This window comes from Algibacter agarivorans (genome assembly GCF_039543245.1).
Lineage (GTDB): Bacteria > Bacteroidota > Bacteroidia > Flavobacteriales > Flavobacteriaceae > Algibacter_G > Algibacter_G agarivorans.
The window spans coordinates 1-25,795 of sequence record NZ_BAABJJ010000038.1 but is presented as its reverse complement, the minus strand read 5'-3'; the positions used below and the strand labels follow the sequence as shown (position 1 = coordinate 25,795).

At 31.9% G+C, this 25,795-nt stretch carries 21 protein-coding genes and 2 tRNA genes; 2 read left to right on the top strand and 21 right to left on the bottom strand.

The genetic code is table 11. The features are described 5' to 3' along the window. Nucleotides 1–264: 264 nt before the first annotated feature. The 14 genes from ABD935_RS13495 to ABD935_RS13435 form a co-directional block, all read right to left on the bottom strand. Complete coding sequence (locus tag ABD935_RS13495; RefSeq protein ID WP_345192783.1) at nt 265–2,496, bottom strand: heparinase II/III family protein; 2,232 nt, start codon at nt 2,494–2,496, stop codon at nt 265–267. A 13-nt stretch (nt 2,497–2,509) separates the two neighbouring features. Further along, the gene (locus ABD935_RS13490; protein WP_345192781.1) at nt 2,510–4,819 is read right to left on the bottom strand and encodes a chondroitinase-B domain-containing protein; all 2,310 of its coding nucleotides are present in this window, start codon (nt 4,817–4,819) and stop codon (nt 2,510–2,512) included. Nucleotides 4,820–4,919: 100 nt separating this feature from the next. Further along, entirely contained in the window at nt 4,920–5,876 is a 957-nt protein-coding gene (locus ABD935_RS13485; RefSeq protein WP_345192778.1) for a sugar phosphate isomerase/epimerase family protein, read from the bottom strand. Between the two features lie 76 nt (nt 5,877–5,952). Further along, a complete protein-coding gene (locus ABD935_RS16655) occupies nt 5,953–6,039 on the bottom strand; it encodes a T9SS type A sorting domain-containing protein (RefSeq protein ID WP_425550222.1) in 87 nt (28 codons plus the stop codon). 933 nt (nt 6,040–6,972) lie between these two features. After that, nucleotides 6,973–7,047 (bottom strand) — tRNA-Pro (locus ABD935_RS13480). Nucleotides 7,048–7,050: 3 nt separating this feature from the next. Then, nucleotides 7,051–7,287, bottom strand: a complete 237-nt coding sequence (locus ABD935_RS13475; protein ID WP_345192776.1) for a GIY-YIG nuclease family protein — start codon at nt 7,285–7,287, stop codon at nt 7,051–7,053. A gap of 174 nt (nt 7,288–7,461) precedes the next feature. Beyond that, nucleotides 7,462–8,442: a thioredoxin-disulfide reductase gene (gene trxB / locus ABD935_RS13470; protein ID WP_345192864.1), complete on the bottom strand. Its 981-nt coding sequence runs from the start codon at nt 8,440–8,442 to the stop codon at nt 7,462–7,464. A 145-nt stretch (nt 8,443–8,587) separates the two neighbouring features. Continuing rightward, nucleotides 8,588–10,717 (bottom strand): peptidylprolyl isomerase, encoded by a 2,130-nt coding sequence (locus ABD935_RS13465; RefSeq protein ID WP_345192774.1) that lies wholly within the window; start codon nt 10,715–10,717, stop codon nt 8,588–8,590. Nucleotides 10,718–11,007: 290 nt separating this feature from the next. After that, nucleotides 11,008–12,297 (bottom strand): hemolysin family protein, encoded by a 1,290-nt coding sequence (locus ABD935_RS13460; protein WP_345192772.1) that lies wholly within the window; start codon nt 12,295–12,297, stop codon nt 11,008–11,010. Then, entirely contained in the window at nt 12,298–12,492 is a 195-nt protein-coding gene (locus ABD935_RS13455; RefSeq protein ID WP_345192770.1) for a hypothetical protein, read from the bottom strand. Nucleotides 12,493–12,617: 125 nt separating this feature from the next. Next, nucleotides 12,618–13,172 (bottom strand): LPS export ABC transporter periplasmic protein LptC, encoded by a 555-nt coding sequence (gene lptC, locus ABD935_RS13450; protein ID WP_345192768.1) that lies wholly within the window; start codon nt 13,170–13,172, stop codon nt 12,618–12,620. Then, a complete protein-coding gene (locus ABD935_RS13445; protein WP_345192765.1) occupies nt 13,172–14,554 on the bottom strand; it encodes a tetratricopeptide repeat protein in 1,383 nt (460 codons plus the stop codon). The genes lptC and ABD935_RS13445 overlap by 1 nt, the downstream gene beginning before the upstream one ends. Nucleotides 14,555–14,572: 18 nt before the next feature. Then, nucleotides 14,573–15,877 carry a BamG family beta-barrel-assembly machinery protein gene (bamG, locus tag ABD935_RS13440; RefSeq protein ID WP_345192762.1) on the bottom strand — a complete coding sequence of 435 codons (1,305 nt, stop codon included), beginning with the start codon at nt 15,875–15,877 and terminating at the stop codon, nt 14,573–14,575. Beyond that, nucleotides 15,874–16,605: a type III pantothenate kinase gene (locus ABD935_RS13435; RefSeq protein ID WP_345192760.1), complete on the bottom strand. Its 732-nt coding sequence runs from the start codon at nt 16,603–16,605 to the stop codon at nt 15,874–15,876. The genes bamG and ABD935_RS13435 overlap by 4 nt, the downstream gene beginning before the upstream one ends. Nucleotides 16,606–16,788: 183 nt before the next feature. Between ABD935_RS13435 and ABD935_RS13430 the strand changes: the two genes are divergently transcribed. Further along, nucleotides 16,789–16,861 (top strand) — tRNA-Phe (locus ABD935_RS13430). Between the two features lie 873 nt (nt 16,862–17,734). Beyond that, entirely contained in the window at nt 17,735–18,265 is a 531-nt protein-coding gene (locus ABD935_RS13425; protein ID WP_345192758.1) for a hypothetical protein, read from the top strand. A 201-nt stretch (nt 18,266–18,466) separates the two neighbouring features. Here the strand turns inward: ABD935_RS13425 and ABD935_RS13420 are convergent, their stop codons facing one another. The 7 genes from ABD935_RS13420 to ABD935_RS13390 all read right to left on the bottom strand — a co-directional run bounded on the left by ABD935_RS13420 (nt 18,467) and on the right by ABD935_RS13390 (nt 25,460). After that, complete coding sequence (locus ABD935_RS13420; RefSeq protein ID WP_345192756.1) at nt 18,467–19,081, bottom strand: recombinase family protein; 615 nt, start codon at nt 19,079–19,081, stop codon at nt 18,467–18,469. A 191-nt stretch (nt 19,082–19,272) separates the two neighbouring features. Next, nucleotides 19,273–19,413: a hypothetical protein gene (locus ABD935_RS13415; protein ID WP_345192754.1), complete on the bottom strand. Its 141-nt coding sequence runs from the start codon at nt 19,411–19,413 to the stop codon at nt 19,273–19,275. After that, entirely contained in the window at nt 19,382–20,059 is a 678-nt protein-coding gene (locus tag ABD935_RS13410) for a hypothetical protein (RefSeq protein ID WP_345192752.1), read from the bottom strand. The genes ABD935_RS13415 and ABD935_RS13410 overlap by 32 nt, the downstream gene beginning before the upstream one ends. Before the next feature lie 388 nt (nt 20,060–20,447). Beyond that, nucleotides 20,448–21,722 carry a restriction endonuclease subunit S gene (locus tag ABD935_RS13405; RefSeq protein WP_345192750.1) on the bottom strand — a complete coding sequence of 425 codons (1,275 nt, stop codon included), beginning with the start codon at nt 21,720–21,722 and terminating at the stop codon, nt 20,448–20,450. 194 nt (nt 21,723–21,916) lie between these two features. After that, on the bottom strand, nt 21,917–22,270 hold the full coding sequence (locus tag ABD935_RS13400) for a hypothetical protein (RefSeq protein ID WP_345192748.1): 354 nt from the start codon (nt 22,268–22,270) through the stop codon (nt 21,917–21,919). Next, complete coding sequence (locus ABD935_RS13395; RefSeq protein WP_345192746.1) at nt 22,264–23,985, bottom strand: type I restriction-modification system subunit M; 1,722 nt, start codon at nt 23,983–23,985, stop codon at nt 22,264–22,266. The genes ABD935_RS13400 and ABD935_RS13395 overlap by 7 nt, the downstream gene beginning before the upstream one ends. A gap of 32 nt (nt 23,986–24,017) precedes the next feature. Beyond that, complete coding sequence (locus tag ABD935_RS13390; protein WP_345192744.1) at nt 24,018–25,460, bottom strand: site-specific integrase; 1,443 nt, start codon at nt 25,458–25,460, stop codon at nt 24,018–24,020. Nucleotides 25,461–25,795 lie beyond the last annotated feature (335 nt).

Here is a 25,795-nt window from a genome sequence, read left to right as displayed (position 1 = left end):
TTTAAAAATTATTTCTAAATCTAATTAATCTGTAACTTTTCTTTTAATGAAGGTTTTCAGATTTAATTCTCTAAAACCGCTTATATCTTGACCCACTATGGGAAACAACAAGTAAAAACATAAAATTATTTTGCTTCAAAAGTTGATTCAGAAAAATTGGTTAACCAAATTGGTTTACCAAAGGTAAGCATTTAGATTAGTTTAACAAAACATTAATAGACAATTTGGAGACTTTACCTTAAGCTAAGCTTTTAAAAGCTCAATTTATCGCTTACTTTTTATAGATTCTCCCGGTTTAAGTGTTTTTTCTTTTTTAATGCCGACGGTAACTTGCATTTCTTTATCACTTAAAGATTGGATAATTACTTCTTTCTCATTCATTTTAACAAACACATCTGCTAAAGATGAAAATTTAATTTTTAAGCCCTCGAATTCTAATTCATTCACCAAAAAGAATATAGATTCATTTCCTTTTGACAAGGTTATTGGCTCCTTACCTTTTGCACCCCATTTTGAAGTATTTATTTCCCACCCCTTCAAATCTGGATTTAGTCTGCCTTCATCAATTCTATTTGAATAGCCTTTATAAGGGTATAATACCGTTATAAAACTGAAATTAGTTTGGGCTTTTTTAGAAACTACCGACCACCCTTTTCCACGTTGGCCTGAATTGGAAACGGTATCAATTGCTATTAATTGAAAAATATCTAATCCTGAAGCATCCTCAAAAGTAGACCGGATTAAATTAGGGGCTTCCTCTGTGCTATAATGCCCTTGCCAAATTTGTTTATATGTATGCGGTCTGTTTGATTTAAAATTATCTTTTACAATCCAAAAATCGTCTTTTAAATAAACAACTTGCCTGGAATAATCCACATCAATATTTTTAAATCCGTTGTGGCTTCCAACAAAAACATCTAAATTCTCATCAGTTTTCCAAGTTATGGTTTTAGGATTTGGCAATTCTCTAAACTTACCAAAACCGCTACCGCCCTTGTTAGATGTGTATTGTTTACCCTGTAGCTCATCATCAACCAATGCCACATTTTTAGTCATCGAATTTTTAAACAATTCTAAATCTTTAAGAGAATAACGTACTTGATAATTTGGAAGCACAATCTTGCCATTAGCCATGGCTTGAACACCCAACATATCACCATGTTGGTGGTCTGGTTTTTTATCATCTAACCCACTAGATATAATCATCATGTTATCGTCTTTTTGCCAGCCTTCTCTCATAATATAATATCCCGTTGTTGGGAATTCAACCGATTTTAGTGTTGGCGGTTTAGACTCTATATTTTTCAACCTGTCTAATTGAGCATTAGTAATGTACCAAAACATTTTAGCGTCCACTGTACTATTAGCAAAATAGCCCATTTTAGGTGATTCGAACAATAAATAACCTAAAGTTAAAGCTCCAGAAATATCATTTTTTTCTCCCCAAGGATTATCAGTATCATCAGAAAGTACTGGTGCTGACTTATCTGGATAAGTCAACTTTGTTAACGTAACAAACAGTGATTTTAGCTTGTCTTTCCAAAAGCTACTCACTTTTAAATCGCTCAATTTTGCCAATTGATAAACATAATAATAATTACCAATATCGCTCATGTGATAATGGATGGTACGTTCAAACTGAAATCCATCATTGTTAATCTCTTTTGCCAAATGTTGTTCTAACAAACGCATGGAGCGCTTGTACCATTTATCGGTTCCTTCAAAATCTCTTAAAAGAATAGAAAGCATTGCCAGAGCAGAAAGCCCACGAGTTTGATGATTTCCAGAATGGAATTCAGCATTATGTTCGTATAAATGTGCACCATGTTGCAATAAGGTCGCTATAGTAGTTAGCTGGTCCTCATCTGTATAACTCGCTTCACCAAGAAACATATTGTGAATATGCAACCAATTTAAAACGCGATACCCAGACCTAAAGGCTTCATAAACACCATTTCCGTTTTCAATTTTCTCATATTTACCGGAATGAAGCGCATCATTAAGAGATCGTAATTGATTTTTAAAATAGGATAAATATTTAGGATTTTTATTTTGATAATGGTACATATAAGCAATATCTACCATTTTATGCTGGCGTGCTAAATGACGAAGCGCATATGCATTTACTGATTTGCCGTTTTGATAATTAAAAGGCAAAACCCATTCTGTAGCATCAGCAAATTTAGCCATATGATCCAAGGCACGCTCATCATGTGATTTTTCTTGATATGCATATAAACTTTTATAAACTGAAAAGCGTTTGCTAACATCTTGCCAATTATAGAAATAACGTTCCGAGAATTTTTGCCTAAGAAAGTGGGCTAATTCAGCTTTTGAAATTTTATTGTCCCAGCCTAATTCTGTCGATATATCCTTTTTTAAATAGCTTGAAAGATTATTTGAAGCAACTACTTTATTAGATGGAATATGCTGTGAAAAACCATTTTGGCATATTACAAACACTAAACAAAAAAGAGATTCTTTAAGTCCTAACATAATGACTTGTTTTTTAGTACATCAATTTCATTTTCAAGTTTTCCTCAGTTTTTATTTTACCCGAATTACTTAAAATATTTTCTGACTCCACATTGTTTTTTGCCCCCCAAAGTATCGCAACATATTCAACAGGATTATTTTTAAATGTGTTTTTTGTAATGTTTACATTTACAATACCTCTATGATTCAATAACATGCGGTTCTTCTCTTTGGCACCACAATTTGTAAATGTGCTGTTTGATAATAATAGATTTCCACCAATAGTAGATTCATCATAACCACCTCTGTAATAATCAATAACATTTTGTTCTACGTTATTGAAATTACAGTTATTTATAGTTAAATATTCTGTATTATAATCACCTTTATCATTGGTTTCTTCAGATAATTCTAGGCCGTTCTTACAGTTTGAAATTGATGTGTTTTTAAATAGAATCTCTTCTGCGAACGACTGTTTGTAAACTTTTAATGCAAAGTTAAAATTACTTATTTCAGAATCTAACACTTCTAAACCAAAATGATTGGACATATTCTCTTTTAAGCTTGCAAATGCATATTGAGTATTTGTTCCTTTTAGTTTGAGGTTTTTTAATGTTAATTTCCCATAAGGATGTAGTGCTAAAGCAGGAGTATTTGCAGCTCCATCATATAAAATTTCAGCTTTTCCCTTAGATTGAATTGTAATTGTTTTATTTATGATTAATGATTCTGTAATTGCATAAGAACCATCATTCAATTCAACTACATCACCATTATCAGCTACTTTCAACTTTGCAACTAATTCATCGCTATTTTTTACAGTATGAGTTGTTGGTTCTTTAGCTTCAACAACATTAGAGTACCAATTTGCTCCGTATTTAGTTTTGTCTAATACATCTAAATTGATGTTTCCTGAGTTTAAAATGGCTCCTATTTGATTTGATTTACTTCTTGGTTTTCCTAATAAATCTTCTGTAATTGTTTCAAAATCAAAACCATTATAAATTTCCACATCATCAAACCCGGTAATTGGTGCAGAAATATCTGACCCAATATTAGTTAATGTAAGTTCTGCAGGAGTTAAACCATCTCGTTTTGCAAATTCAACACCATCATTATGAATAATGTTGCTTGCAAAAGTAACGCCATCTGCTTTGTCATGTTCAATTATTGGATTCGCATCACCAACAGAATTGTAAATTACGTTATTTACAACCTCAGTTCTTAATGGTCTTGCTGAACGAATTTCTGATTTTGGTAACACATCTGATTGCGCAATATTTGTGCCTACACCAAATTGCCATGGCGAATTAGAGCCTACATAAGTATTATAAGCTACTACTACATCTGTAACTTGATTATATCTGTTTAAAGGTGATTTAGGAATGCCATTCATTATTGCTAATGGGCTTCTAAAGTTTTGTCCTTTTAAATTGTAAAAAAGATTATTTGTAACCCAGTGGCCAGTATTTACAATTCTAATTCCACCATAATTTTCATTCTCTCCATCTCCAATAAAGTAGTTTCCATCAATTAAACAGTAGTTACCATGTCTTGTTACAACAGACCCTTCACTTTTATAGAATACGTTATTTTTAATGATATTAAAATTTGTTTTACTTGAAATTATTTCAACCTCACCATTACATGCCTCAAATAAATTATTTGCAATAGTTGTGTTACTTGGAGACATAGATGTAAAACTACTTCCTAACTGAATAGTTTCTCCTCTTGCTCCACCTTTTCGAGGTCTTGGGCCAAAATGATTGTTTACAATTTGGTGGTAATTTCTAATACTTTGGTTTCCTTTTAAGTCTACTCTAACAGTTGGTCCTCCATTTGTTTTACCAGCAAGATAACAGTGATCTAGTGTATTGTGTTTTCCGTAAAACTGCACCCAAAGATTATCCTTATCACGTTCTAGGTTATTAAAGTCTAGAATCACACAATTAGAAACGCTACAATTATTTGCAACATCTTTCTCGCTAGTTCTAAATGCTATTACGTTACTGGTAGGAGATTGCCCGTTTCTAAAAAACAACCCTTCGACTTCCAAATATTCACCACTAATCTCTAAGTTAGAAACACCCTCAATAAATACTTCACCAGACGTTTCTGCTTTAATGGTTATTGGATTATTGTCAGTTCCTTTTCCCGTGAATTTAATTTGAACATCTTTCCAGACTCCATTTGCCAATACAATGTTTTCTCCAGGTTTTGCATTTTTTACGGCATCATTAAGCTCTGCTATATTAGCCACTTGTATCGTGCTTTTTGTTGACACTTCTTTACAGCCAAAACTGAAGAGTAAAACACATAAATACACAAATATGGAATTATTCATTTTAAATGATCGTAAGTAATTAACAGTGTAATTCATTTGGATTTTTTCTTGATAAGATTGATTTCTATTTTTTTTATTTTATAAATAATAACCCGGTTTATCAGGCTTCTTTCCACAATTTCTGTACGGCATTTAAATCTCTTTTCATAGCATCAAATACCACCTTTTTATCTACAGAAATTTCGCTTAAACCTTTTTCCGCTCCTCCTAAATCGTATTCTAAGTGAAGGGATACTGGAGGTTTCAATTTATATTTTTTCAACAGTTTAAAATATTTATCAAAATCTACCATACCCTCGCCTATAGGAACATTAACCGGCTTCCATTGTCCATGAACCTTTCCCCATTTAAAATCTTTTAACACGATAACTTTAATATGATTTTGTAAAAGATTTAATCCATTTACCCATGAATGCCCACCTTCTGCCATGGCGTGACGAATATCGTATTGGGTTCCAAAGTATTGTTTGTTTGCTGATTCCAAAATGGCCTTAATTTCCCAAAACGAAGCACCTACTTTTACACCAGCATGATTTTGATAACAGCCAATTATATTATGCTTTGCATTTAAATGGCTTAAGTCCTTTATTTGATTTTTATATACCTCAATTGTTTCTTCTAAAGATTTATCCTCGAAATACTCAAACCAATTGGTTCGGTAATATTTAACACCATATTGTGCAGCTGTTTTTATAATATCGACATCAAACTGATTGTTTACGTTTTCAATACTAGTGGTTATCATTTCGCATTGAGAGCCTCCCAATTTAATATCGGCTATCGCCTTTGGCAAATCTTTTTTAACATATTCCGGTAACACATGCCCTTTTGGTCTAACCGTTAAATCGACTCCAGAAAACCCGATTTCCGCAGCCATTTTACCAGTAGTTTTATAATCTAAAAACTGAAGGTGTTTAGAGAATATGTTTATAGACAACTCATCATTTAACGAACCGATATCCCAATTAAGTGTGTTTTTTGGAAAACCAACAAAAGGTATTGCTCCTAATGCTAAAGTTGACTTTTTTATAAACTCTCGCCGATTTTTTGATACCATATGTTTAATTTAAACTCGTTAAGTTAAATAAAAAAAGCCTTTTAATTTAATAAGAGGCTTTTTTAAACTAAACTAACTACTCAACTATTATTTTTTTAATTGTACTCCTATTATCGGTATTTACTTTTAAAAAATAAACACCTCTACATAACCTTGATATCAAATTTATTGCGGAGCACCAGACTGCAAACCACCCGCCCAACTTATGGTAGCATCTGCTGTTTGCGCTTGCATACCGCCATCTACTTAAAGAAACTCTACAATAATTTGCATACTTGGATTATGACTCCATCCGTAATTAAAACACAAACAGAACACCAATAGTATTCATAATGCGTTAGATTTTTTTTTAAAAGCCATTTTGTTTTCAATTTGATTTTCCACCAGTTGATTATTATTTATTTACAACAAAGGAACGGGGTTTGCAGTAGATCTATGTTGGTTTTTCAAATTGGTTTACCAATTTGGTTTTCCAAATGTATACATAAATTTGCATTCTTCAAAATTTTTAACATAAAAATCTTAGGGTGTTACTATTTAATGGAGATAATAATGATCAAAAATAATTTAAGTAAAAACTTGATATTGAACCGTAAAACAAATGCTATTGAAAAAGTGCTTTTCTTAGACAAGCAAGATAACTATATCATGAATTTATGTTAAAAAACACAAGCACGAATAGATAGGGAAACACTCACGCTAATAGCAATTTCTGAAATACAAATATCAATATTCAAAATTGTTATGTGAAACTATCCGATAATTGAAACCTTTTGTTTTTATTGAAATTTTGTTTGATTATTTTAATTAGGTCAATATAAATTATTGAACAGTAAATTTTAAACCTTTTTTAAGTCTTCAGTTTTTACTTAAAAAGAAACTGGTTCTTGAGTATTTCCAATTCTGTTTTTTATCTATTAACTCCTATTTAGTCGGGATGACAGGATTTAAATAATCCTAATAAACCCTCTTTGCAAATGGAAAAATGAAGCTAGCGCTTCTACCCTTTTTTTCCAATCTCTTTCCAAAACTTTGTTTTGGACGATTCCATAAACAAAAAAGTGATTTAGTTGCACGGAATTACTTTTTCGCTTAGTCGGGATGACAGGATTTGAACCTGCGACCACACGGCCCCCAGCCGTGTACGCTAACCGGACTGCGCCACATCCCGTTTTTAATTCTCATCAAGATATCTTTTAATACCTCGTTTTTTAATTTTTCTTTCCATTTGCATTGCTTCTGAACGCGAACTGCAATTATATGTTTTTACCAAAAACCAAGGCACACCCTTACTTGTGTATTTTTTACCTCCACTATTATGTGTATTCAAACGCTTTTCTAAATTGTTTGTATGACCAGCATAATATCGGTTTAATTTTTTACTAAATATTATATAGACTTTGAATTCCAAAAAAAAAACTTTATTGATAATTGGCGACCATTACGCCATGGCGTAATACGCTAACCGGACTGCGCCACATCCCGTTTAAAAACATACACCAAAGAAAACATATTTTCAAATAATTACAAAACAAAAAAGCCGAAGCAAATGCTTCGGCTTAAAATTTATATAAAATCAAATAAGTTAATTATAAGTGGAAGTAGACACTTCAAAAGATGAGTCCTTCGCCGCCAAATAACGTTCTGCATCAAGTGCTGCCATACAACCTGTACCAGCAGCAGTTACTGCTTGTCTGTAAACATGGTCTGCCGCATCACCAGAAACAAAAACACCATCAATATTTGTTTTTGAGGTTCCTGGAACATTGATTATGTACCCTGTTTCATCTAGATCTAAGAAACCTTTAAAAATATCAGTATTTGGTTTGTGGCCAATAGCAACAAAAAATCCAGTTGCAGGAATCTCATGTTTCTCTTGAGTTTGATTATTAAATACTCTTACTCCTGTTACAACTTGTCCATCACCCAAAACCTCATCGGTTTCTGTATTGAATAAAATTTCTATGTTTTCCGTATTCTTAACTCTAGCTGCCATAATTTTAGAAGCTCTAAACACATCGCGTCTTACTATCATAGTTACTTTTTTACAAAGTTTAGATAAGTAATGTGCTTCTTCACACGCAGAATCTCCTGCTCCAACTAGTACCACTTCTTGATTTCTATAAAAGAAACCATCACAAACTGCACAGGCAGACACCCCTCCGCCTAGTTTTAAATACTTCTGTTCAGAATCTAATCCCAAGTATTTTGCCGAAGCTCCGGTTGAAATGATGATTGTATCGGCATGAATTTCTTTTACATCATTAACCCATACTTTATGAACATCTCCAGAAAAATCAACTTTAGTTATCCAGCCATCACGCACGTCAGTTTCAAAACGTTCAGCCTGAGCCTGTAACTGCATCATCATTTCTGGTCCGGTAACTCCGTCAGGATATCCAGGGAAATTTTCGACCTCATTCGTTGTTGTTAATTGTCCACCTGGTTGTGTTCCTTGGTATAAAACAGGTTTCATATTAGCTCTTGCAGCATATATAGCCGCCGTATAACCGGCAGGTCCAGAGCCAATTATCAAACACTTTACTTTTTCTATTGTATCAGACATCATATTATCTTTTTGTCAAAACAAAAATAGGTTTTTTGATAGAAAACTTACAGTTAAGTTATCAACAGTTTTTATAAAAAAATAAGCTTAAACTATATAAAAAAGCCTCGATAAACGAGGCTCATTTTAAAATATAATTTTGCTTTTATTGAACTTGAGTTTTAGCTCTATTATCCTCTATATCTGCGGCTTCTTTTAAAGCGTTATATAGTTTTGAGTTAACTACACTTGATTTTTGTTGTTCTACCCTATTAGCGGCTGCTTGGTAGTTTTCTAATTCAACTGCTGGTATTTCTTTAACGACTTGAATCATGTAAACGCCGTTAGCTCCATCAATTAATTTTGAAGTTTCTCCTTCTTTTAATCCAAAGGCAGCACCAACAACCAAAGGCTCTCTTCCTGCTCCTGAAATAGTTGGGTTTTTCATAGTAATGCCATTAGCTGTTCTTACTGTAGTTTTCTCTGCAGCTGCTACATCTTCCAAAGTCGTTGCAGACACCCTATCTCTAATAAGTTTTGCTTTCTTTTCTTTTCTAATAATTGGCAACACCTTAGCAGTGGCATCTTCAACAGACATTAATCCCTCTTTATGTTTTGCAACTAATTGCCCTATAACATAACCTCCGGGAATATTGAAACGCTTAATATCGCCTACCTCAGCATCTTCTTCAAAAGCCCAACGAACGATTGGTCTTTGATTCCCAACTCCTGGAATGGTTTCATCTAAAACCTTAATACCATTTACTGGTCGTACTACATAATTATTTTCTTTGGCAATGATTTCAAAATCACTTTTACCAGCATTTATTTCAAAGTTTGAAGCATCTCTAAATACTTTATCACTTGTCGCTTCAGAAGGCTCAATTTTTCTTGATATGGTTCCAATTTGAATCGCTTTCTTCTTATTCTTTTGGCCTTCAACTTCTATAATATGAAATCCAAATGCTGTTTTAACAACGCCTAAATCTCCTGTTTTACCTTCAAATTCAAAATCATTAAACTCAGGCACCATGGTATTGTATGGATGCCAATCATAACGTCCTTCTTTAGCTACACTTCCTTGGTCTGAAGAAAAATTGGTTACAAATTCTGAAAATTTAGAACGATTAGACTTTAATATTGTTAACAAACTATCAGCTGTTTTTTTAGCTTCTGCTTCCGTTTGTGTAACTTCTGGAGCAGCACTTTGAGCACCTATAAAAGGAATTAAGATGTGTCTTACTTTAGCTGAATCAGGAATTTGCTTAACAGCAATTACTTTGGTTACTTTAAAAGCACCATTATCTTTATAAGGACCATAAACTTCGCCTTCATTCAAATTATAAATAGCATCGGCAAATTCTGTTGGCAAGTTAGATTTAAAGATAAAACGTTTATCGAACTTTACATCTGAAGCAGCAGTTAAGTTAATATAATCTTCGTTATTCTTAACTTTAGAAAATGCTACAATAGTATCTTTTCTTCCCGTTTCATCAACAACTCTTCCATTAACATAAGTTTCTAGCTCTGTTTTAATAGCGTTTTCATCTTCAACAGAAGCTACTTCTTTAAACTCTACAAAACGAATATCTCTAGACGCATCAACTTTAAATTGTTTTTTATTTGCTTTTATATAATTAGAAATATCAGATTTAGACACTTCTACAATACTGTCAGGAATTGAAGCATAAGATACTTGCACATATTTAATATCTACTTTATTACCTTCTAAGTTATGCTCTAATTCGCCTTCTGCCAATGTACCTGTTAAACCTGCTTTAACCATATTAAAATAGTTCTGGCTTAATGCATTTGCAGCTATCTGTTTTTCGTAATTCACCCAACCTTCAAAACCTTGAGGTGATGTTTCTTTTAAATTCGCTATATATTCGTTTAGTTTATTTTCATCAAACAATCCAGCTTCGTTTAAAAATTCAGGACTCGTAGCCAAAGATGTTTTTAGCAAATCTCTCATTTGATCTTTTTCAACAGAAATCCCTAATTCCTCATATTGTGTTTCCATAACAGCTTGCCTCACTTCTTGATCCCATACTCTATTCATAACTTGAGTATTAGTTGCACTAGGCCCCATTTGCCTTTGTGCCACTTCTACTTTTTGAAGAAAGTCTTCGCGAGAAATATCCTTACCGTTTATAGTTGCTACTATATTCTGTGATTTAGAAGTAAGTGCATCACTATTTTTAAACAAATCTGCTAATACAAAAGAAAATAGCGCTAATGCTATAATTAATATTAAGAATAGTGAACGTTGTCTTATCTTATTTAAAACTGCCATTTGTAAATTAAATTTTTAATAACCCGTAATTGGGATTTGCTTGTTAAGTTGGTGTCAATTACAATAAATCGACAAAAATATCGTGCGCGAAAATACCATTTTCAATTCAATAATAAAAGGGTTATTTGCTATTTGTTATCTTGTTTGTTGCAGAGTTCTATGTTGTTAAGCAGTTTGTAGATTTTAAGATGAACTCTTTTCAATAATCACTTAAATTACGGAACCTAAACTTTTACTAAAAACTATCGATAAATCAACTAATTATTACTATTGAGAACTGCGACTTGCTATTAATCTGCTTCTAACACTTTAAGTTCTACCATATCAATTTTTGTATTAGATACTTCTAAAATTGTAAATTGAAAAGTATCAATTTTAACAATATCATTTTGGGCAGGAATCTCTTCGGTATGGTTAACAATCAGTCCCCCAAGAGTTTCGAAGTTTTCGCTTTCAGGAAGATTAATTTTATAGGTTTCGTTAATATAATCTACTTCTAATCGTGCTGAAAACTTATAGGTATCATCTGTTAAGGCTTCTTCTATTAAATCTACTGAATCATGTTCATCTTCAATTTCACCAAACAGCTCTTCAACAATATCTTCAACAGTCATAATGCCTGATGTCCCACCATATTCATCTAAAACCACAGCAATACTCTTTCGTTTTTTAATGAGCACATTAAGCACATCTTTTATTAGCACCGTTTCTGGAACAAACTCCACAGGCGTTATCATAGATTTAATATCTTTCTTTTTTTTGAACAATTCAAAAGAATGCACATAACCTACAATATCATCAATAGTGTCCTTATAAACTAGTATTTTGGTACGTCCGGTTTCTGTAAAAAGGGTGTTTAATGATTTTACAGAATTGGTAATTTCCACCGCTATAATTTCGGTACGTGGCACCATAACTTCTCGAGCCTTTACTTCGGAAAATTCTAGTGCATTTTGAAAAATCTGTATCTCGGTATCCACATCATCATGCGCTTCAACGGACTCCATTTGTTCACTTATATAATTACCAAGTTCCACTTTTGTAAACGCTAATTGAATTTGGTCGCCATCTGTTTTGAAAAAAACTTTGAGTACAAAATCTGAAATCCAAATTACAAAATCGGAAATCAAAGTAAATAACAAATAAAACATATATGCTGGAATAGCCAATGCTTTAATCAAAGTGTTTGAATATATTTGAAAAAACACTTTTGGTAAAAATTCTGCTGTAATTAAAATAACAAAAGTTGATATAATGGTTTGAGATAGCAAACTTAAATCGGTAAGTGCATAATCAAGAAAACCATAGGACGTTGGCAGCAATGATTGAAACCAGTTTACTAGCAAATCGCCCATAAAAAACCCATAAATAACCAGAGTTATATTGTTGCCAATAAGCATAGTGGTTATAAATTTCGATGGTTTTGCTGTAAGTTTACCCAAGGCCTTAGCAACAACACCATCTTGCTTTTTCTCAATTTCTATATGAATTTTATTTGAAGATACGTAAGCAATCTCCATACCTGAGAAAAAGGCCGAAAGAATTAATGATACAATTATGATGATAACATAAATGGTCATTTATTTTGAATTGTTTTTATTATCAAACTTTTTTATAAAGTTTTTTCTGAAGAAAAACACAAAAATAGCAGTAGCCGAAAGTAATATTGAAGGATAATCAATAACACCTGTATTTACATATCTAGTGATAGCTGTATATGCAAAATAAACAGCAAAAACGATATAAGCGTATAGAAAAATTTTAGAATATTTCATATTAAATAATTAAAGTGTAAAGATACTTAAAATTGAGAAAGAGGTGATTATATTTAAGTTACTGTTTTAAGGGAATAAATTCGGCAAGTTGCTAGGTTGTAAAAACGCCTTGCAATGACGTTTAATTAATCTTCAAGAGTAATAATACCAGTTACTTCTAATACTTCGGCATTTGTGAATTTAGAATTTGAATCAAAACCATTACCGTTAATAATATCAGTTTCAGTTTTAAAAGAAACAGGTTCGTTGGTGAATAACCATTCTTTGCTTTTATCATAAAACAATTGGTCTGTTTTTAAAACCTTATCATCATGTGTTGTAATAACCACATTGTTTTGCATTTCAATCAAATCTGTGTTACTATAAACAATAGCGTAGTCCGCAGTCACAGTACTTTTATTATTGTCTTTGTCATAAACATGCAGCGTAACACCATCTACAAACTCATTAAACGGAAAATCTCTGTTAGAATAATCTAAAGATTTAGTACTTATTAAATTTGCAGTAACTCTTCCTGAATCTGTATATTTCAAATTGACATTGTAGTCCTCACCAATAGGTTCGTTCTCTGAAATACCAATTTTCTGAACTTGCTTAAAACTGTCTTTACATGAAAAAAACATAGTCACAGTAATTACTGTGACTATGTTTAGTATATTATATGTAATTTGTTTTCTCATTAAATGCTTGGCACTGTAACGGATGCTCCAATCCAACAAGAAATTTTAATGACCTGACCAGAACAACCACAGGTAAAAATATCTGCTTTTGAAGGTGCTTTTGCCATATAATTAGCAACGGATTTTGCGGAGTTGCTCTTTTGGGTAGGATCTACTCTAGCTGCTTTTTTAGCTTCATCAGCAGCTAACCAATACACGGCTCTTTTATTAAAGTTACTGTCTCCACAATTATTTGCACTAGCAGCATACATAGCCGCAATTGATAAATATGGACGTCCGTTTGAAGGGTTTAACTTTAAAGCCTCTCTAAAGAAACCTCTAGCTTGCCCATAACTCCCTCTTGCTTTTAATTTTAAACCTATTCTGTTATTAAGTTTAGACTTTTTAAAGTCGTCTGTTTCTAATGAAATAGCTTGTTTGTAAAACCCTATAGCCTCATTAGATTTACCTTCTTTATCTTTTAAGATACCTAAGTAATAAGCTGAATTAGCAGACGGACTTAACTCATGGTATGCGTTAACTAACTTAAAGAATAAAGGATCGTCTGTACACTCTTTTTCAGACATTTTACCAGCTGCTCTTTGTAACCAAAGGGCATTATTTTTATTCTCTTCAAAATCTTTTTGGTATAAAGGAATTAAGTTTTCACAATTTGCTCTGTCTCCTAATTTTTGGTCAATACTTCCAGAAATTTGATCATAAGCCTTTAAATAGCTTTCATAAAATCTTTTATATTGCCCTTCTTTTTTTGTTAAAGCAGTTCCTGAATCTTCTTTTTCAATAACTTTATTAAGCTTTATAGAATAGTTTTTAACTTCATCTTCTACTTTCTCAACTATATCATCGTATTTATTAAATAAATCTTTAGCTGGTTTTTTTCCGGCATCATACAAATCAACCATTAAAGAAAAATAGGTATATAAACTCTTAGGGTTTGTAAATGTATCTTTATCTAATTTATAAGCAGCATCAAAACACGCGTATAATTCATCATCAGTCTTAGCTAACTCTTTTCTATTATCATACATTAATTGGCATGCTTGAGCTGCATATTCACCCTTAGGTGTTTTACTCGCAAAATGCTCTGCTCTTTGTTCCCAAAGCTTTAAAAGATCGTTAATAAATGTTACTTTATCAGGACCCGTAGCATTATCGATTTTATGCTCTAAGATTTTCTCGCCATCTACATATATAGCATTATTAAATTTTGGACATTTATTTCTTACTGCCATCCAAGGTTCGTAAGCGGCATCAAAGTTTTTTGCTTTTGTATATTCATGGAATATAGAAAGCTTAGTCAGGCACTCTTCATCTTGTTGTGCATAACCGAAATTTAATCCAATAAATAATAATGATAGTACTAATGTAATTTTTGTTTTCATGATAATAATTTTATGCTGTTAGTCATATTTTCTTTTATTGAACCATCTGTCGTTCAAAGATAAACTTAATTGGAATTTAACAAAATCCTCTTGTATTAAATTGCTATTGGTAGTTCCGCGTTTTCCTATCTCGAAACCTAAATTTGCATTAGAGAAATAATTCCCTACTGGTAACCCTAACCCAAAAGATATGCCAAACTCGTTTATTGATTCATTTTTTATTACTAAGCCTGTATTTTCAAAGCGTATACCTGCTCTATAAACAGCTCGTTTAAAGAAGCTTGAAAAAGAATTATACTGAGGAATAAAAAAGCCTCCTATTGATAAAGCACTAGCATCTTCATAGGTTGTGGCGCCACTACTGTACAATGCATTTGAGAAATTACTGGTTTTTTGATATTCAGATTCAATACCCACGAACCATTTTCTTGGTTCACCAATACCTGCACCGATTGAAAATTTAGAAGGTAACACTAAATCGGTTTCCAACAAGCCTATAGCTTCTAAATCGACATCAACCGTATTCAATTCAAATTCTTGACCAGAACTTGAATTTGTTGTTATAGTTGAAAAAGACCTTTCATTATTTGATGTTAAACTACTTTCTGGAGTAAATGTTATACCAGAAACAAGTTCTAAATTCTCATTTAACATTTTTTTATAGGATAGTCCTATATTTAAATTTACCCCACTTAAATCCGATCTATTGTTTTCACGAGATTGGTATTGAATAGGCACACCACCATCATATTGATATTCAACCGTACTATTTTGAATATTTCCGAAGTTATATTGTATATCTGCTCCTATTGACAACCCTTCTGCTATTTGATAACCAAAACCAAGAAACACTTTATTAAGTCCGCCTTCGCCTTTAAATCTATTTTCAATATCGCCACTACCATTTAAAGATTCTAACTTATAACCAACCGATGTGTAAGGCAATAATCCAAAACCAAAACCAAATTTACCCATGGGAATTGATAACGCTAAATAATCAAAAGTTGAAGATGAGGCATTCGCAGCACTAGAATTACTTTTTATATCTGTACTCGTATAACTTCCTCCAACCGTAAATTTAACAGGTCTACTTTCATCACCCCAAAGCGCTAAATTATTACCAGCATACGACGCAGGGTTGCGTAAATTAACATGAATACTATCCGTATAAATACTTAAGCCTCCCATACTTCTATTCTCTACAGTACCTTTAAATTTAAGGCTTCCAATACCATAAAAAGAATAAGGCGAAGCCGTTCCTTCTTGACCATAACTGTGAATTGCAAATACTGCAATAAAAACTAATACAAGTTTTTTTATCATTCGTTTGTGTTAAATTGTAAAATATAGTTCAATCCCTCTAAAAGAAAATTTGAATTGGCAAATATGCTACTTTTTAATTGTTTAGACAAGAATTTAGCATCACCTCCTGTTAAAATTACTGTTAAATCTGAATATTTAAGTTTATAAGTATCTATAACGCCGTCTATTTCTTTTAAAATACCGTTAACCACACCAGAATGTATGGATTCATCTGTAGAATTTCCAATAATGTCATTTGGTATTTCTGATTCTAATAACGGTAAATTTGCTGTTAAATTATTTAAAGATTTATAGCGCATACGTAAACCTGGTGAAATGGCTCCACCTAGGTATTCATTATCGGACGTTACAAAATCATAGGTTATGCAAGTACCAGCATCTATAATAAGGGTGTTTTTATGAGGAAACTGATTAACAGCACTGCAAACCAAAGCTATTCTATCCACTCCTAAAGTTTCAGGTGTTTTATATAGGTTTTTGAATGGCAACTTCGTTTTAGAATCTAAAACCAATACGTCAAAAAATTTAGCGATAGCCTTAACGTCTGTTTTCTTTAGTTTTCCAACCGAAGATATAATAGTTTTTTCAATAGCATTATACTTCTTCTTTAAAGCCTTTATATTAACCAAAGCGTCGTCAAGCTTAACCTTTTCTTTGTACTTAAGCTTCTTTCCTTTAAAAACAGCAAGCTTTACAAAAGAATTACCAACATCTATAATTAAATTCATCTCCCTTCAAAAAGCTGTAAATTTACAAAATGAGCAACAATAAACAGTCGCAATTGAAGCTATATTATTAATTACAAATCAGTTAATGACACTTTAAAAAAAATTAAGCGAATAAAATGATTTTTTACAACTTTCATTTGGCGAATAACAAAAATGAATATATATTTGCAACCGCTTTGGCGAGGTACCTTAGCTCAGTTGGTAGAGCAAAGGACTGAAAATCCTTGTGTCCCTGGTTCGATTCCTGGAGGTACCACTTAAAGTTTTATAAACCCTTAATAATCAGATGATTACTAAGGGTTTTTTGTTGCTCCTGTGTTTTTTACAGCGTTTTGTTTGTGTAAAAAAAAGGAAGCTCATCGCCTCCTTCCATTCATTCAATTACCTAAAAACCTCTGTATGTACTTAGCATTATACCTTTTTTGGTTTCCAAATCGTCTTTCAATTTTAATTAAACCTTCTCGTTCATATTTAATTAGCGTTGTTTGACTCTTTATATTTAGTAATCTCATCACCTGTTTGCTTGTAAGTAAAGCTTCCATAACGTAATAAGTATTTTTTTGGAGATTATATTATTTACTGTATCGGCAAAGAATGCAGAAGATGAAGCGTAACAGTCCCGCTAATCTAATATAAACATATATGAGTAAAACCTTCCAACTTACTCTAATTCATACCAGTTTGAGCAATTATACTACAGAATGAAAAAAAATACAAGTTATTATGAATATTTTTTTGATGTTTTATAAAATCGCCTAAAATCTAAGTACAGTTCCCGCTACTACAAAGCCCGGTTTTACTGGGATTTTTACATTTTATAGCAAAAATGTAGCAAAATCATTAATTTTTCAACTCAACTTAACAACTTTGTCTTTGGTAGCCTGAAATTCTGGGCAAATGTTTCTTAAACATTGGTTTGGGTGTATTTGTTGCATCTAGTATTGATTACGAACCTGAATCAGTTTGTGATTGATTTTTTGGAAGTAGCTGGATTTTAACATTGAAAAGACATACTTAAACACAATCTATTTAATGACTGCATGAGTCCTCATAACTTATATAAAAAAGTTATATTTGTTCTTGCAATCAATGTTCATAAAAAAATTCACTTTAAAACCCAAATTTAAATATGAGAAAACTATTCTTAATACTTCTAGCTACATTTTTTGTTTCATGTTCATCAGATTCCGAAAATAACTCTAATAATTTTAATTTAAGTTTTGATAAAGCATATTTTGAAAATGGTGATGATTGGGGGAATTCTATAAGAGTTTCATTGCTAACAAGTGGATTAGATGTTTCTTTAGAAGGTGATATTGGATTTTTTGCAGGAGATGGTGCTTGGTTAACTTTTGATATTAGTACTGAAGAAGAATTGACTATAGAAACTGGGGTATATGCTTACAATGAATCCTCAAATTTAGTTCTTGAATGGTTTGATTTATATAATAATTTACATGATTCTGAAATAGGTACTAGTGATTATTATATACCAGTTAATGATACCGATAACTCGAGAATCGAAATCTTAAATTATTCAGGTGGTCAAATTGAAATTTATTACTCATTAAATTTATATGATGTTCACAGCCTTGAGTTTGTCGATACTATAGAAGGAACATATTCTGGCTCAATTGAAGAATTAACACTTTTTCATTAAAACACTTATCCAAATTAGAAAATAACGTTCAGCAAGTTATAAACATTTTGACAACCTAAAACCTACTCATCTGGTTTACCCAGTGCTTCACTTGATACATGTTTTCAATAATTTTTTTAGCAGCTGATGGACTGCTTGCTGACGTTGAAACATCAATTGCCGTCCCGACACCATCGATGCGTATTTTTCCTCGATATGTTATCATGATACTGTGAGATTATTTTGTTTTTTTAATATTCGCTTTACTTTTTGCACAGTCGCCAGTGATATGTTGCACCTAGAACTGATGTCACGCAAAGATTTAGACATTTTAAGAAACTTTACAACATCTTTATATTTTGTTAGCACCTCTGCATCACTTTCTTTAGAACCTTTCACCCTGCCTTTATATGTTCCGTTAGCTTTTGCTATGGCAATACCCTCTTTCTGACGCTCCAATAGTGCTTCACGCTCCATTGTAGCAACATTACCCATTACACTAACAATAAGATTAAAAACTTGGTTTGGCTTTCCATTTGTAATACTCTCAATTCCTAAATTATCCACCTTTAGCGTTACTCCCTTATTATTAAATAATTCGATTGTTTGTAATATATCCAATGTATTACGCCCTAACCTATCAATAGAAGAAACAGATATATAATTAATTTCACCACCACCAATAGCCTCTATAAGCTTCATACCCTGCGGACGTTCAGAAAAAGGAATACTTCCACTTATAACATCATTAAAAACAACCTCGCCATCAGACTGCTTTACCAGCTGCCTCTCTAATCTCTGGTTTGAGGTTGAAATTCTATTATACCTAGCTCTCATATATTTATTATTTGATACAAAGATACATATTACATTTTATATATACTAATTTTAGGGTGGTTATTATTAGTACACAAAAAACATAATAAAACCGTAGTTAACATTTATTGTTCCGTACTACGGTTTGACTATAATCTAAAAACAGTACGCATTCTAATCAAAGAATATTTTTGATACCATTACGATAAAATTTAATCGTTACCATCAGATTTATTTGGATATAGCATTTTAGCCAATTTTCCACTCATCTGTAATTCCAGACCTCTGTTTCCAATTAAATCAAAATTTCGGAGTAATAGCTCAAACTGCTTTTTGGTAACCTTTATTTTCATATTTAATTCCTTCTTCACGTAAATTATTTCCTAGTATATCCCAATCTGTTCCCTGTGTTCCTTCTTTTGCCATGTAAAACAAACCACCTTCATATTTTGTGTAATCTGAACTATCTACCCTGTCATATTTAAAAAAATTCTTTATTTGGTTTAGCACCAATGGTTTAAAAAGTTCGTTTTCAATATAAATCACTAAATGGTTATGCTGACCATTATTGCGATTAGCAAATGGCTCTGTGGTGAAATACAATCTTATTGTAGTTGTATCACCAAACTTATTGTCTATCGTATCATATAGTTTGTTCATCATGGTAATACTATAATTTTTACTGCGCTCATGCTTATAATCTACCGAAACAAAATACGACCAATCTAATCCCCAAAATTTATTGGCTAATGGGTTTTTGTTTTCGTGTAAGTAATCAAGTAAGCTTCTCATCTTGCGATTTGAAACATTCAAAGTTTTATTTTCATCAAACATAACCTCTGTATTCCAAAACTTGGTATGGCTAATCGGAAATATTACTTTTCGACCTTTCCACTTCCTTTCTTCTTTAAGTTCAGGATTTTTATTATAGAACCGATGGATTGTTCTTCGGCTTTTACCAACTCTTTTAGCAAATGCATCAATGTTTTCATATTTCATATTTATTGTATTATCTCTAGTTATTATAAAACGCTATTAGTCTATACAAGAGGTTTAATCAAGCGTTACTATATATAAGTATCTGAAATAATTGCAAAGTGTCGATTTTGGCATAAAAAAACTTGAAATTTTATTTTTACACCACAATATCAATAATGACAAAAGCGTCACACTTACTTTAAATATCCAAAAAACACTAAAAGTTTAAACGGATGTGGGATGGCTTAATAGGCAACAACAACCCCGTATTAGCAAGGTGAGATACGCAAAACGAGTATTTTGAATATAAAATCAACTATAAATCAAAAGCACCAGAGAACCCGGTGCTTTTTATCATGTTTGGAATCGCAGAACAAAAACGTGTCGTGCAAATAAACTAAGTGAAGTACTAATTAGTATTAGAGTTTATATATTCCATGGCTTTTTTCTCGTTTTGTTCGATTGCAATCTCAACGGCTGTTTTGGCTACCTCTAATAGATGCTCACTTTGTTTTTTTAGCTTAAAGCTTTCTTCAACTAGTTTTGCAATTTGTATTTGTTTATCATAATCTATGATTGGCACAACTACATTTTCTATTTCACCAACTCGCCAATGCAAAATAATAGAACCACCAGCATCACGTTCCGCTTGCATCTTAACCACTTTAGAATTTAATGCTAATGTTAAATATTCTGGTAATACTTTTGTTTTGTCTTTAATACTTAAATGCAGAATTGCGCTAGAGGTAATACCATTAAAATCTTTTCTTAAATGATAGGCAGTACCTACACTACCGTCTTTTGAAAATAAAATTGTTCCTTTTTTTGGTTTGAGTTTCTTTATTTTGTCTGCATACTCACTCACAAAATCGAATGAAACTTTCTTATTAGGCTCTGTTAAGCCAGATTTATCATAATCCGCAACCCTCATAAATGGCAAACCTGCATCAGAATAGTTAGCAGAACCGGGCTCCATAGATTTTTTGATTGATACCAGATTAATTAGTTTATCGTGGTTTTGCTCTATAACCTTAGTTATTACATCTTCATATTTTAATTGATAATATTCTGCATCTAACCTACCTGTAACTCCAAAACTATTTTTAAAACTTTTAATATTAACAGCTTCTTTACTTGGTTCAAAAGTATCCAAACCCACTTCTTTAAGTAATATTTTTTCTGCTTGTTGATATATTTTAGAAGATATTTTTTTTGATTCAAATATTACATTAAATATTTTATCTACTTTTTGCTGAAAACTATCAGAAAAGCTTGGAACAGGAATTCTATACAAATCTGGCTTGCTAACATAAGAAATCAATAAATTAGTTTTGAATCTATCCTTAAAAGCAACACCGTAACTACAAATTAAATAACACAGTAAAACATTTTTACTTATTTCATTATTAACGGAAAGTTTAAATAGACTTCCAGAAACTAACGTTTTTTGAGGAAAATCATCTGGAACAATGGAAACTTTATCAATCTTTCCTTTAACTTCGATTAAAATTTCACCCTTTTTTATTCTACCTTTTGGATACCTCAACCAATCGCCATTATTTACGTGAAATAAACTTGATGTATTAATAAATGGCGTATCTAAATCAGTCGCCTGTAAAAAATAAGGGAACCCTTCTTTCTCAGCTTCTTTTTTGGCGATAATTTTCGTGTTTTCATAAACCACCCTATACCCCTCTTTAACGAAATAACTTAATGGTCTAAGATTAGGTACATTTTTAAAAAATTGCAGAAACTGCTTTCTAAAATACTCACTATCAATTCTTCTATTTTCATTATCTGTCATTACTTCAGATAAATTCAAAATACTTATTTCTAGCCCTTTTAATAAAGTATTATACTTTACCTCATCAAAAGGGCTTAAAGCTTTCCCGCAAATGATAGTTTTTCTTTTTTAGCAAACTCATTAAAAGCTTCTGCAATACCATCTTTAGTTAAACCATCGTGATTGAATAAATCATGTTTTACTATTAAATGCCCGTGGCTATCCAATAAATATTCATCTATATCTTTTGCTGTTTCGTCATAATGGTCAATAGGTTCTGCCACTTCTTCAATAGATGCCGTTGCTTTTGACCCTTTAGGAAAATCATTTTTCTTTACAAATATTTTTTCACCACTATTATCTTTACTAGACTCTTGCATTGTAGCAAAGAAAATCGGGTAATCTTCTTTTTTCGGGCAAAGCTTATCATCCCATTTTTGCACTAGCACACACTGGTTTTTGTTCCTGTGTGTGGTTTAAATACATTCCCATCTAAACCTACAACCCCTAAAATTCTGCATCTTTCAGCAATATAATCTCGAATTGCTTTATCTGAACTGTTATTAAAACGCCCCTGAGGCAATACCACCGCCATACGTCCACCAGACTTTAAAAAATCTAAATTACGTTCTATAAATAATATATCCCGTCCTACTTTAGTTTGATATTTACCGTTTGGTTTTTTTCCTAATTCGTATTTTGATAATATTCTACTTTCTTTAATATCACCCGCAAATGGTGGGTTTGCCATTAACACATCAAACTCAAAATCTCTGTTACTCTTTTTATCCTTTCTTAATTTTTTAAGTTTTTTCCATCCTTCAAAATACGTGTCTTGCCATTCTTCATCTTCCGTTTTCTCATCCCATCGCTCCCAATCTAGCGTGTTGAGGTGCAATACATTTGTTTGTCCATCACCCGCAATTAAGTTTAATGTTCTGGCAACACGCACCGCCTTTTCATCAAAATCTATTGCAAATACTTTGTTTTGCACATAATCTATACATTCAACTGGTTTTTCTTCTGTAGTAAACAAATGGCTCTTTGGCAATCCTTTTTCTTTTAGTATCTGTTCCCACACATGAAAAATACTGTGTACTGGAAATCCACAACTTCCCGCAGCCGTATCAATTACCGTTTCATGCTGTTGCGGGTTCAACATTTTAACACACATATCAATTGCATAACGTGGTGTAAAATACTGCCCCTTCTCACCTTTACTGCTTTTATTGATGAGGTACTCAAACGCTTCATCTACAACGTCTAAATTAGAATTGAACAACTTTACATTTTGTAACGATGACACACAAACCGATAAATGCGATGGCGTTAACATCAATTTTGAATCGTCTGTAAACACGCCTTCCCACTTTCCTCTTGCTCTATCAAATACCGCTTGAATTTTGGCTTTTAACTCTGTTTCGGTATCGCCATAATTTCTGAATTCTAAATGTCTGGATTTATTTCGTCCACTTTCCATTTCATCGAAAAGCTTAGTGAAAATTAATTTAAACAGTTCTTCAAACACGTCAACACCAGCGTTTGCCAAAACCTCATCTTCCATTTCCAGAATTAAATCTTTTAACGACTTACGCTCTGTTACCAGTTTATCTTTTTTAACTAAATCATCAATTGTCCAACGCTCAGTTAATATATCTGAAAGCTTCTCAGTAGCTTTTGGAATATCTGGTATATCTTCAAAATAATTAGGGTCTTTACGATTGTAATAACTTATACTATCACCATTACTCCACACGCCAATAGGTGCGCCTGTAGCGTTGCAATAAGATTTTAGCTGTTCTTTACCATCTTTTAATTTTGGCTTCTTTAATTCGACCATCATGTAAATAGATGTGGTCTTTTGTTTGTCGAATATTACAATATCGGCACGTTTTTTTTCACGCCCAAAACTTACCGAGTATTCCAGTTCCATTCTATCGGTTGAATAACCATAATCATCAGCTAAAACCTGAACATATAATTGTCTAACCGCTTCCTCTGGTGTTAGTTTAATATCCTTTTTACGTACCAAACAAGTAATATAAGGCGTTTCCTTTCCTCGAACTTCTTTTATGAAAATTGAGTCTTCTAAAGCAGTTATTTGCTCTGCTGTAAACTGTGTTAATTTATAATTGGAATCTTTAAGTATATCTATTAAAGTCATAGTATCATTTTGTAATTGCAACAAATATAAGTTTACATCTTATATATCTCTGAATTGATTTTGTTTATTTCATCAATAAACATTTTTGCTTTATCCAGCATATCTGTTTTATTATAAATTCTCGCCATTGGATTTTTTGGTGCTCTATCAGGATGCGTAATGTTGTCAATTATTGAAGCTTTCAACTTCCTTTTATATAAATTAGAATAAAAACTACTCTTGAAATCATGTGTACTAATGGCTTCTGATTTTGGTACTTTTTCAATTATTGTTCCATCATTAAACGTTACTCTGGTTAGGGTAACCAAATCATTAATTTTCACATAATTAAACAAAGATTTTAAATCTTCATTAATTGTTGGGTTGTTCGTGAATCTTGGAAATTTCCCACCATGACTATTAATTATATCAATCACTGGCTTTAATAATGGAATACAAACTTCCGTATTTGTTTTGAAATGTTTACTATGCACATATTTAAAATCATAACCATCATCACTATAAATTTGTACATCTTTATTTATTATATCTTCCATACTTCCAAACCTCAAACCGGTCAAACTGCTTACTATTGAATACTCTTTTGCTCTTTGCATTTTAACATCAAACGATACATCCGTATTTATAATCTTTTGTAACTCTACTTCATCAACATAAAAATCCTTCATGCTTTCAGAATCTTCCAATGTTAAAGTTTCATCATCTAAATCTAGTGCTATTGAATATTTCTTTTTTGCTAGCCTCAACACCGCTAAAAGGTTTTTTTGATATCTTTGAAGTGCATTCGATGTATAACCATTTTTATTTTTGCGTTGCTTTCTGGGCTGATTAGGGTTTTTAAGTTCGATTTTATCTTTAAAAATATCATTTAATACTCTCCAAAAAATCCAATATTTTGAATCATCAAAATTCCCAAAAGTTAATATATCACCTGTAGCAATTTGATAATTTTCAATATGGTGTGATAAAGTTCTATAACATTTTATTGTACCTTCACTAATTCCCTTCTTTTGCGATATTTGTAAATTTTCTTCATCAGACTTAATTTTACTATACACAAAATCCAAAATGGTTTGCTGTACTTCATTTACGACTTTTATTTGCCCTAATTCGATTTTTAAAGCTTTTTTAAAATCTTCTGGTGTTGGAACCTCACCACTAACTAAATAATTATTTGTTAATTTATTAATTGCAGTTTCCATCAAATGCATTTTGGTTTTTATAGTTGCATTAGATTTTGAAAATCGTTTAAATACTTCCTCATCAAATTTGTAGTTTTCTTTTGACAAACCAAAATTCTTTGGTTGAATAGTAGCTTCTAGCGTAATCCTGAAGGGTTTATTTCGCTTATTTCCATTTTTATCTATTACGCTATAACCATAATTAATTTCAGCCATGATAAGCTCCTGACGAGTTCTCTGATTGATATCACTATATTTAGCTTCTAAATAATACCTTATTTTTGGATTTCTCATGTAACATAATAGATTCAACAGCGTAATTTACAGCGTTTTTTTATGTTATCAAATGATATTTTATGAAATTAAATGAAAAGTACTAATTTGTAAATACCTTTAATTACTGTAGATTATGAAAGGCATTGAATAGATTTGAAATAAAATGAAGTGGTAATATTATAGTTCTGGAGGTACCACAGAAAAAACCCCTTAAACAGCAATGTTTATGGGGTTTTCGCTTTTTAAGGAGATAATATTAGGGACAACCTGTAATCATTAAACGGGTCAAGTCAAAAAGTTGTGGGATTTTAGGGTTATGCAAAAATAGTAGTAAGCCTAAACAGGAAGAAATC

Coding starts and splice junctions, on each gene's coding strand:
- ABD935_RS13495 (WP_345192783.1), bottom strand. CDS start 2,496: ATGTTAGGACTTAAAGAATCTCTTTTTTGTTTAGTGTTTGTAATATGC.
- ABD935_RS13490 (WP_345192781.1), bottom strand. CDS start 4,819: ATGAATAATTCCATATTTGTGTATTTATGTGTTTTACTCTTCAGTTTT.
- ABD935_RS13485 (WP_345192778.1), bottom strand. CDS start 5,876: ATGGTATCAAAAAATCGGCGAGAGTTTATAAAAAAGTCAACTTTAGCA.
- trxB (WP_345192864.1), bottom strand. CDS start 8,442: ATGTCTGATACAATAGAAAAAGTAAAGTGTTTGATAATTGGCTCTGGA.
- ABD935_RS13465 (WP_345192774.1), bottom strand. CDS start 10,717: ATGGCAGTTTTAAATAAGATAAGACAACGTTCACTATTCTTAATATTA.
- ABD935_RS13460 (WP_345192772.1), bottom strand. CDS start 12,297: ATGACCATTTATGTTATCATCATAATTGTATCATTAATTCTTTCGGCC.
- ABD935_RS13455 (WP_345192770.1), bottom strand. CDS start 12,492: ATGAAATATTCTAAAATTTTTCTATACGCTTATATCGTTTTTGCTGTT.
- lptC (WP_345192768.1), bottom strand. CDS start 13,172: ATGAGAAAACAAATTACATATAATATACTAAACATAGTCACAGTAATT.
- ABD935_RS13445 (WP_345192765.1), bottom strand. CDS start 14,554: ATGAAAACAAAAATTACATTAGTACTATCATTATTATTTATTGGATTA.
- bamG (WP_345192762.1), bottom strand. CDS start 15,877: ATGATAAAAAAACTTGTATTAGTTTTTATTGCAGTATTTGCAATTCAC.
- ABD935_RS13435 (WP_345192760.1), bottom strand. CDS start 16,605: ATGAATTTAATTATAGATGTTGGTAATTCTTTTGTAAAGCTTGCTGTT.
- ABD935_RS13425 (WP_345192758.1), top strand. CDS start 17,735: ATGAGAAAACTATTCTTAATACTTCTAGCTACATTTTTTGTTTCATGT.
- ABD935_RS13420 (WP_345192756.1), bottom strand. CDS start 19,081: ATGAGAGCTAGGTATAATAGAATTTCAACCTCAAACCAGAGATTAGAG.
- ABD935_RS13415 (WP_345192754.1), bottom strand. CDS start 19,413: ATGAAAATAAAGGTTACCAAAAAGCAGTTTGAGCTATTACTCCGAAAT.
- ABD935_RS13410 (WP_345192752.1), bottom strand. CDS start 20,059: ATGAAATATGAAAACATTGATGCATTTGCTAAAAGAGTTGGTAAAAGC.
- ABD935_RS13395 (WP_345192746.1), bottom strand. CDS start 23,985: ATGACTTTAATAGATATACTTAAAGATTCCAATTATAAATTAACACAG.
- ABD935_RS13390 (WP_345192744.1), bottom strand. CDS start 25,460: ATGAGAAATCCAAAAATAAGGTATTATTTAGAAGCTAAATATAGTGAT.